Annotated in this window: 7 protein-coding genes; all 7 read right to left on the reverse strand. The window is 64.9% G+C overall.

Annotated elements, in window-relative coordinates:
* Nucleotides 1–201: 201 nt before the first annotated feature.
* Complete coding sequence (locus QMX96_RS25740) at nt 202–690, reverse strand: RDD family protein (RefSeq protein ID WP_043862432.1); 489 nt, start codon at nt 688–690, stop codon at nt 202–204.
* Between the two features lie 97 nt (nt 691–787).
* Nucleotides 788–1,000 carry a cold shock domain-containing protein gene (locus tag QMX96_RS25745; RefSeq protein WP_003175786.1) on the reverse strand — a complete coding sequence of 71 codons (213 nt, stop codon included), beginning with the start codon at nt 998–1,000 and terminating at the stop codon, nt 788–790.
* Nucleotides 1,001–1,340: 340 nt separating this feature from the next.
* Nucleotides 1,341–2,465, reverse strand: a complete 1,125-nt coding sequence (gcvT, locus tag QMX96_RS25750) for a glycine cleavage system aminomethyltransferase GcvT (RefSeq protein WP_058541434.1) — start codon at nt 2,463–2,465, stop codon at nt 1,341–1,343.
* Nucleotides 2,466–2,494: 29 nt separating this feature from the next.
* Nucleotides 2,495–3,871, reverse strand: coding sequence for an L-serine ammonia-lyase (locus QMX96_RS25755; RefSeq protein ID WP_043862430.1), 1,377 nt, complete (start codon nt 3,869–3,871; stop codon nt 2,495–2,497).
* Nucleotides 3,872–3,971: 100 nt separating this feature from the next.
* A complete protein-coding gene (gcvP, locus tag QMX96_RS25760; RefSeq protein WP_282362675.1) occupies nt 3,972–6,827 on the reverse strand; it encodes an aminomethyl-transferring glycine dehydrogenase in 2,856 nt (951 codons plus the stop codon).
* A 10-nt stretch (nt 6,828–6,837) separates the two neighbouring features.
* Nucleotides 6,838–7,221: a glycine cleavage system protein GcvH gene (gene gcvH / locus QMX96_RS25765; protein WP_043862428.1), complete on the reverse strand. Its 384-nt coding sequence runs from the start codon at nt 7,219–7,221 to the stop codon at nt 6,838–6,840.
* A gap of 254 nt (nt 7,222–7,475) precedes the next feature.
* Entirely contained in the window at nt 7,476–8,993 is a 1,518-nt protein-coding gene (locus tag QMX96_RS25770; RefSeq protein WP_043862427.1) for a sigma-54-dependent transcriptional regulator, read from the reverse strand.
* Nucleotides 8,994–9,111: the final 118 nt, after the last annotated feature.

Raw genomic sequence — 9,111 nt, forward strand, 5'->3', positions numbered from 1 at the left:
AATCTGATCAACCACCGCCAATTTAAAAGACAGTGAGTAATCACGCTGTGTGCGCTTTACACCTTGCTCCATCTGACTCTCCGGAAATTCGGGATGGGAGGTGTAAACCTTATTCAGGACGGGACACTGGCCAACAAAAAGCCGACCTCAGGGTCGGCTTTTTCATTGGTTGCCTATGCCGGCGAACGGTGCGCTGCGGTTCTACTTCTTGCGCTTGGGAATCCGCACCAGCTGGGTTTCCGAGTACATGTCATGCCAGGCGCGTTTTTTCTTGTCCACCAGCGACCACAGAAACCCCAGGCCCAGGCACAGCCACGACGCAATCGACACCACAAAGCGCAGCAGTGCCTGCCACAGGCTGATGGCACTGCCGTCGGCATTCTGCACGCGGATGCCCCATACCTGCATGCCAAGGGTCTGGCCGCCGTGGGTCCAGAACTTGGCGAAGAAGCCGAACAGCATGAACAGCAGAACGGTCGACAGCAACGGATCGCCATCCAGCGCCCCCGCCTCGGTCAGGGCGCGCATGCGCGTCTCGCCGATGATCGCCATCTGCACCATCTTGTACACCAGCGTGGTCACCATCAGCAGGGCGGTGCACAACAGGAAGTCATAGAACATCGCGGCCAGGCGACGGCCCAGGCCGACCACGGGGAACTCGCCCTGTGGTTGAAGAAGTTGCTTGGGCATGCGCTCAGGCTCCGGGTGACAAAGCGCCCATTCTACGGAATTGCGCGCACAAAAAAGCCCCTGCTGTTGCCAGCAGGGGCTCTTTCGTTGATGAAGATCAGGCTTCGGCTTGAACTTCGTCGGCTTGCATGCCTTTTTGGCCCTGCACAGCAACGAAGGTCACTTTCTGGCCTTCTTTCAGGCTCTTGAAGCCGTTGCCCTGAATAGCGCGGAAGTGTACGAACAGATCCGGACCGCTTTCTGGAGTGATGAAACCAAAACCTTTCTCGTCGTTAAACCACTTGACGGTACCGCTCTGACGTTGGGACATTGTCTTATTTCCTTTGAAACTTAGAATTAGTAACAGTTTCTTTCATTGAAAGAGTACTGGGCTGGGTTGCAGGAAAGTAAGAGACGTCGAACGGGTTGTAGCAAAACTCGGCGCTACTGCCCAGGTCACGAACCATAGCGACCCATGCAAACACAGTGCAGTGAATCTACACTCATTTCGATTGCAAAAACAAGTCCCGCAGAGCGCCGCACCACGGGGCCTGGCGGGAAATTTCCGGGGCTGTTTGCGGGCCGCTGTCGGGCGTGTTCGAAAGTTGTAAAACGCGTTCGAAAACGAATATCCCGAACGCGCCATGACACCTTGTTTCAATTGCGCTGTTTCAGCCGCGATAGTAGCGCTGGGCAACGAACGGCATCTTGCTGACTTTCATCGCCACCCGTTTGCCGCGCACGATGGCCCACAGCGGTGTATCGAGCGCTGCATGGGCCTGGTCCACATATCCCATCGCCACTGGCGCGCCCAGCGTGGGCCCGAAGCCTCCGCTGCAGATGCTGCCGACCACCGTGCCGGCCTCATCGACGATCTCGGCCCCTTCGCGCACCGGGGTGCGCTCCTGCGGCAGCAGGCCGACGCGCTTGCGCGCCACGCCGCTGTGCTGCTGGGCGAAGATCGCAGCAGCGCCGGGGAAGCCTCCCGCCCGCGAGCCATCGGCGCGGCGTACCTTGGAGATGGCCCACAGCAGGCTCGCCTCGATCGGCGTGGTGTCGGCATTCATGTCATGCCCGTACAGGCACAGGCCGGCTTCCAGGCGCAGCGAGTCGCGCGCGCCCAGGCCGATGGCGGCCACTTCCGGCTCGGCCAGCAGGTGACGGGCCAGGGCCTCGGCGCTGGCGCTGGGCACACTGATCTCGAAGCCGTCTTCACCGGTGTAGCCCGAACGGCTCACGTAGCAGTCCACGCCCAGCAACACCACGGGCTTGAACTGCATGAAGGTCATGTCCGCCACCTCGGGGGCCAGGCGCTGCAGCACCTTGACCGCCGCCGGGCCCTGCAGGGCCAGCAGGGCGCGCTCTTCGAACAGCGGCTGCACCTGGCACAGCGTGCCGATGTGCTGGCGCAGGTGGGCCAGGTCCTGGTCCTTGCAGGCGGCGTTGACCACCAGGAACAGTTCGTCGTTGCCCAGGTTGGCCACCATCAGGTCGTCGAGGATGCCGCCCTGTTCGTTGGTGAACATCGCGTAACGCTGCATGCCCACCGGCAAATCGATGATGTCGACCGGCACCAGGGTTTCCAGGGCCTTGGCGGCATCGGCGCCCACCAGGCGGATCTGGCCCATGTGCGACACGTCGAACAGGCCGGCCTGTTCGCGGGTGTGCAGGTGCTCCTTGAGCACCCCCAGCGGGTACTGCACGGGCATGTCGTAGCCGGCGAACGGCACCATGCGCGCGCCCAGTTCCAGATGCAGGGCATGAAGCGGTGTTTGCAGCAGTGTGTCGGTGGACATTGATGTCTCCTTCTAGAGGCTTGAGGTTGTCAGCACTCGATGATGTTGACGGCCAGACCGCCGCGGGCGGTCTCCTTGTATTTGCTTTTCATGTCGGCGCCGGTCTGGCGCATGGTGCGGATCACCTTGTCGAGCGAGACGAAGTGCTGCCCGTCGCCGCGCAAGGCCATGCGCACCGCGTTGATCGCCTTGACCGAGCCCATGGCATTGCGTTCGATGCAGGGCACCTGGACCAGCCCGCCAATCGGGTCGCAGGTCAGGCCCAGGTTGTGTTCCATGCCGATTTCGGCGGCGTTCTCGACCTGTTGCACGCTGCCGCCCAGCACCTCGCACAGGGCCCCGGCTGCCATCGAACAGGCCACCCCGACCTCGCCCTGGCAGCCCACCTCGGCCCCCGAGATCGAGGCGTTTTCCTTGTACAGGATGCCGATGGCAGCGGCGGTGAGCAGAAAGCGCACCACGCCGTCTTCGCTGGCACCCCCGATGAAGCGCATGTAGTAGTGCAGCACCGCCGGCACGATGCCGGCAGCGCCATTGGTGGGGGCGGTGACCACGCGACCGCCGGAGGCGTTTTCTTCGTTGACCGCCAGGGCATAGAGGTTGACCCAGTCGAGTACCGACAGCGCATCGCGCAGGCTCGCCTCGGGGTTGGCGCACAGCTGGCGGTGCAGGGCCGCAGCGCGGCGCTTGACCTTGAGCCCGCCGGGCAGAATGCCCTCGTTGCGACAGCCGGCGGCCACGCAGTCCTGCATCACTTGCCAGATGTGCAGCAGGCCGCTGCGGGTCTCGGCCTCGGGGCGCCAGGCCGATTCGTTGGCCAGCATCACCTGGCTGATGCTCAGGTGATGCGTGGTGCAGTGGTCAAGCAGTTCCCGGGCCGTCTTGAACGGGTAGGGCAGTGTGGTGCTGTCCTCGACGATACGATCGGCCCCGGCGGCGCCTTCGTCGACCACGAAACCACCGCCCACCGAGTAGTACTCGCGGCTGCGTACCTGCAGGCCGGCGGCGTCGAAGGCACGAAAGATCATGCCGTTGGGGTGAAAGGCCAGCGGCTTGCGGATCATCGCCAGGTGCTGTTTTTCGTTGAACTCGATGGCGTGCTCGCCCAGCAGGTAGAGCTGCCCGCTGCTGCGGATCGCCTGCAGGCGCGCTGCGATGGTGTCGGTGTCGACGCTGTCGGGGTGTTCGCCCTCAAGCCCCAGCAGCACCGCCTTGTCGCTGCCGTGGCCCTTGCCGGTGGCGCCGAGCGAGCCGTACAGCTCGACCTTGACGCTGGCGGTACTGGCCAGCAGGTCGTCGCGGCGCAGGCCCTCGGCAAAACGCGCGGCTGCGCGCATCGGCCCGACGGTATGGGAGCTGGAGGGGCCGATGCCGATCTTGAACAGGTCGAAGACGCTGAGTGACATGGTCGTACCCTCGTGCAGGTTGAAAAGCTTCGCCGGCAAGGCCGGCCCCTACAGATGCGCGCGGGCTCTGCAGGAGCCGGCCTTGCCGGCGAAGAGGCCCTCAGGCGTCCTGATAGCTTTCGATCGACGGGCAGGCGCAGATCAGGTTGCGGTCGCCGAACACGTTGTCGACACGCCCCACGGGTGGCCAGTACTTGGCCTCCACCAGCGATGGCAGCGGGTACACCGCCTGCTGGCGGCTATAGCCGTGGGGCCATTCGCCGGCCAGTTCGGCCGCGGTGTGCGGGGCGTTCTTCAGCGGGTTGTCGTCCTTGTCCAGGCTGCCGTTCTCCACTGCGCGAATCTCTTCGCGAATACAGATCATGGCGTTGCAGAAGCGGTCCAGTTCCTCCTTGGCCTCGCTCTCGGTCGGCTCGATCATCAACGTGCCGGCCACCGGGAACGACATGGTCGGGGCATGGAAGCCGAAGTCGATCAGGCGCTTGGCCACGTCGTCGACGCTGATGCCGCTGCTGTCCTTGAGCGGGCGCAGGTCCAGGATGCACTCGTGCGCCACCAGGCCATTGCCGCCGGTGTACAACACAGGATAGTGCTCTTCCAGGCGGCGGGCGATGTAGTTGGCATTCAGGATCGCCATCTGCGACGCACGCTTGAGCCCGGCGCCGCCCATCATGCGGATGTACATCCAGGTGATCGGCAGGATGCTGGCACTGCCGAACGGCGCTGCGCATACCGCGCCCTGGGGGTTGTGCAGGTGCGCATGGCCCGGCAGGAACGGCGCCAGGTGCGCCTTGACGCCGATCGGGCCGACGCCCGGGCCGCCACCGCCGTGGGGGATGCAGAAGGTCTTGTGCAGGTTCAGGTGGGACACGTCGCCGCCGAACTTGCCCGGGGCGCACAGGCCGACCATCGCGTTCATGTTGGCGCCGTCGATGTACACCTGGCCGCCGTTGTCGTGGATGATCGCGCAGATCTCGCCGATGGCCTCCTCGAACACACCGTGGGTGGACGGGTAGGTGATCATCAGCGCGGCCAACTGGTCGCGGTGCTCGATGGCCTTGGCGCGCAGGTCGTCGATGTCGACGTTGCCACGGGCATCGCACGCAGTGACCACCACGCGCATGCCGGCCATGTGTGCGGTGGCCGGGTTGGTGCCGTGGGCCGAGGAGGGAATCAGGCAGATATCGCGGCGGGCATCGCCCCGGCTCTGGTGGTAGGCGCGGATCGCCAGCAGGCCGGCGTACTCGCCCTGCGAACCGGCGTTGGGCTGCAACGACACGGCGTCATAGCCAGTGGCGGCGCACAGCATGGCCTCCAGCTCGTCGGTCAGTTGCTGGTAGCCCTGGCTCTGCTCGGCGGGGGCAAAGGGGTGCAGGTTGCCGAACTCGGCCCAGGTCACCGGGATCATTTCGCTGGCGGCGTTGAGCTTCATGGTGCACGAGCCCAGCGGGATCATGGTGCGGTCCAGCGCCAGGTCCTTGTCGGCCAGCTTGCGCAGGTAGCGCATCAGTTCGGTTTCGCTGTGGTAGCGGTTGAACACCGGGTGTTCGAGGATGGCCGACTGGCGCAGCAGGGCGGCCGGCAGTCGTGCTGGCGTGGCAGTGGCCAGCGCGGCGAAGTCCGGTACGGCCTGGCCATTGGCGAACAGCTGCCACAGGGCCTCGACATCGGCCTGGGTGCTGGTTTCGTCCAGCGACAGGCCCAGGTGCTCGGGATCGATCTGGCGCAGGTTGAGCTGGCGGGCGCGCGCCTGTTCATGCAGCGCGGCAGTCGCGCCGCCGGTGGCCAGGGTCAGGGTGTCGAAGAACGCGGCGTTCTGCACGTTCACGCCCAGTGCCTTGAGGCCGCTGGCCAGGATCGCGGTCAGCTGGTGGGTGCGCTGGGCGATCTGCTTGAGGCCCTGCGGGCCGTGGTACACGGCGTACATGCTGGCGATGTTGGCCAGCAGTACCTGGGCGGTGCAGATGTTGCTGGTGGCCTTCTCGCGGCGGATGTGCTGCTCGCGGGTCTGCATGGCCAGGCGCAGGGCGGTCTTGCCGAAGCGGTCGATGGACACGCCGACCAGGCGCCCGGGCATGTCGCGCTTGAACGCATCGCGGGTGGAGAAGTACGCCGCATGCGGGCCGCCGAAGCCCAGCGGCACGCCGAAGCGCTGGGCGCTGCCGATGGCCACGTCGGCGCCGAATTCGCCCGGCGGGGTCAGCAGGGTCAGCGCCAGCAGGTCGGCGGCTACCGCCACCAGCGCGTTGGCGGCGTGCAGGCGCTCCACCAGTTCGCGGTAGTCGAACACCTCGCCGTTGCTGGCCGGGTACTGCAGCAGGGCGCCGAAGAAGGCGCTCACGTCGCCCAGCTCGCGCTCGTCGCCCACCACCACCTCGATGCCCAGCGGCTCGGCACGGGTGCGCAGCACGTCGAGGGTCTGCGGGTGGCAATGCACCGAGGCGAAGAAGGCGTGGCTGCCCTTGTTCTTGCTCAGGCGCTTGCAGAACGTCATGGCTTCGGCGGCGGCCGTGGCTTCGTCGAGCAGGGAGGCGTTGGCGATCGGCAAGCCGGTGAGGTCGCTGATCAGGGTCTGGAAGTTCAGCAGCGCTTCCAGGCGGCCCTGGGAAATCTCGGGCTGATAGGGGGTGTAGGCGGTGTACCAGGCCGGGTTTTCCAGCAGGTTGCGCAGGATCGGTGCCGGGGTGTGGGTGTTGTAGTAGCCCTGGCCGATGAAGCTCTTGAACAGCTGGTTCTTGCCGGCGATGGCCTTGAGCGAGGCCAGGGCATCGGCTTCGCTCTGCCCGTCACCGAGCTCGAGCACGCTGGTGCCCTTGATGCTGTCGGGGATCACGGCGGCGCTCATGGCCTCCAGCGAGTCGAAGCCCAGGGTGGCGAGCATGGCCTGCTCGTCGGTATCGCGCGGGCCGATATGACGGGCGATGAACTGATTGGCGGTGCCGAGGTTGATGGTCATGGTGATTTCCTCAGGCGTCGGCGTTGGCTTTGATCAGACGGTCGTAGGCGTCCTGGTCGAGCAGTTGCGCGACGGCGCCGGCATCGGCCGGGATGAAGCGGAAGAACCAGCCTTCGCCCAGCGGATCTTCGTTGACCAGCTCGGGGCTGTCCTGCAGCTGTTCGTTGACTGCCACCACTTCACCGGTCAGCGGCATGTACACGCCGCTGGCGGCTTTGACCGATTCGACGGTGGAGGCTTCGGCCCCGGCTTCGTAGGTTTGCAGTTCCGGCAGTTGCACATAGACCACGTCACCCAGTGCGTTCTGGGCAAAGGCGGTGATCCCGACCGTGACGCTGCCGTCGGCTTCGGCGCGCAGCCATTCGTGATCTTCGGTAAAACGCAACTCGCTCATGGGAACTCCTCAGGGGGGCGGTAGGGCTCACCATCAGGCCAGCCCGGAACTGACATCTCCTTAGCAAGTTCGTGGCCATTTATAAAAAATGCTTACAAATCAATTAGTTATGTATTTGTCAGCGGTGCTCGTTATACAGGTCGTAGCGAAATCGCTACACCTGTCGAGTATTGAAAAAGCGCAGAGGGATCAAAACCTTGCATTACAGTGGCAAACGGGCGATGTAGCGAAATCGATACGGTGTATCGAATTCGCTACGGAAGGGTTTCCTTTCCGGGAATGCCATACTTGCGCAGCCGATGCGCAATAGCCGTGTGCGAAGTCTGCAAGCGACTGGCCAACTGGCGGGTGGAGGGGTAGGTGGCGTAGAGCTTTTCCAGCAGGCCACGCTCGAAGTTCTCCACGGCCTGCTCCAGGCTGGCCACTTCACCATCGCTTTGGCGCGCCACCGAGGTGCCGGCAATGTCCAGGTCGCCAATATCCACCAGGCTGCTCTCGCAGATGGCCGCAGCGCGAAAGATCACGTTCTGCAACTGGCGCACGTTGCCCGGCCAGCGGTTGCCCAGCAACGCCGGGTAGGTGCCCGGCGCCAACCGGCACAGCGGACGCTGGATCTGCGTGCAGGCCTGGCGCATGAAGGCACGGGCCAGCATCAGGATGTCCTGGCCACGCTCGCGCAGCGGCGGCACTTCCAGGTTGAGCACGTTCAGGCGGTAGAACAGGTCTTCGCGAAAACTGCCTTCGGCAACCATCTTTTCCAGGTCGCGGTGGGTGGCGCTGAGGATGCGCACGTTGACCTTGACCTCGCGATCACCGCCCACGCGGCGAAAGCTGCCATCGCTCAGAAACCGCAGCAGCTTGGCCTGAAGGTAAGGCGACATCTCGCCGATTTCATCGAGAAACACCGTGCCCTGGTTGGCCAGCTCCATCAGCCCCGGCTTGCCGCCGCGTTGCGCGCCGGTAAAGGCACCGGGGGCGTAGCCGAACAGCTCGCTCTCGGCCAGGTTCTCCGGCAGCGCCGCACAGTTCAGTGCCAGGAAGGGTGCGTTGTGGCGGCTGCTGATGGCGTGGCAGGCACGGGCTACAAGTTCCTTGCCGGTGCCAGTCTCGCCGTGGATCAGCAGCGGCGCATCCAGCGCCGCCACACGCAGGGCGCGGGCCTTGAGGGTACGGATGGGCGGCGAGTCGCCGAGCAGCGCGTCGAAGCCTTCGGCATGGTCGTGGTGCAGGGCCGACAGGCGTTCGCCGATGCGGTTGGCCTGGTACAGCGTCAGCAGGGCGCCGGCGTTGGTGATCGGGGTGGCGTCGAGCAGCAGGGTCTGGCCATTGAGGGTGACTTCGCGCAAGGGCAGGTGGAAACCCTGTTCGATCAGCGCATCGAGCAGTTGCGGGTCGCCGAACAGCTCACCCACCGAGCGGCCCTCCGGGTCCTGGCCGCACAGGGCGATCAATGCGGGGTTGGCCAGCAGCACATGGCCGGCGCTGTCCAGGGCCAGGACCGGGTCGCTCATGGCGGCGAGCAGGGCATCGAGTTGCAGGTGGCGGCGTTGTCCGGGGAGGATGTCGACCACTTTCACGCTTTGCACGCCGTGCACGTTGAACAGCGCGTCATGCAGCTCTTCGAGCACGTCGGGGCTCAGGGTCGGGGCGTCGATGTAGACGTTGGGCGGCACCATCTCCACGGCGTCCAGGTTGAGGTGGCGGGCACCGAGCAGGGCCAGCACTTCCTGGGTGATGCCGACGCGGTCGATGAAGCTGACGTGGATACGCATGGGGGGATGTTCTGGCTTGCCGGGATGGCAAGTATGCCCTGCGACCGCTGCGCGGTCGAATCGCGGGTCAAGCCCGCTCCCACAGGCGCAGGTGATTTTTGTGGGAGCGGGCTTGACC

Origin of the sequence: Pseudomonas sp. PS01300 (assembly GCF_029960155.1) — a bacterium.
Taxonomy (GTDB): Bacteria; Pseudomonadota; Gammaproteobacteria; order Pseudomonadales; family Pseudomonadaceae; genus Aquipseudomonas; species Aquipseudomonas palmensis.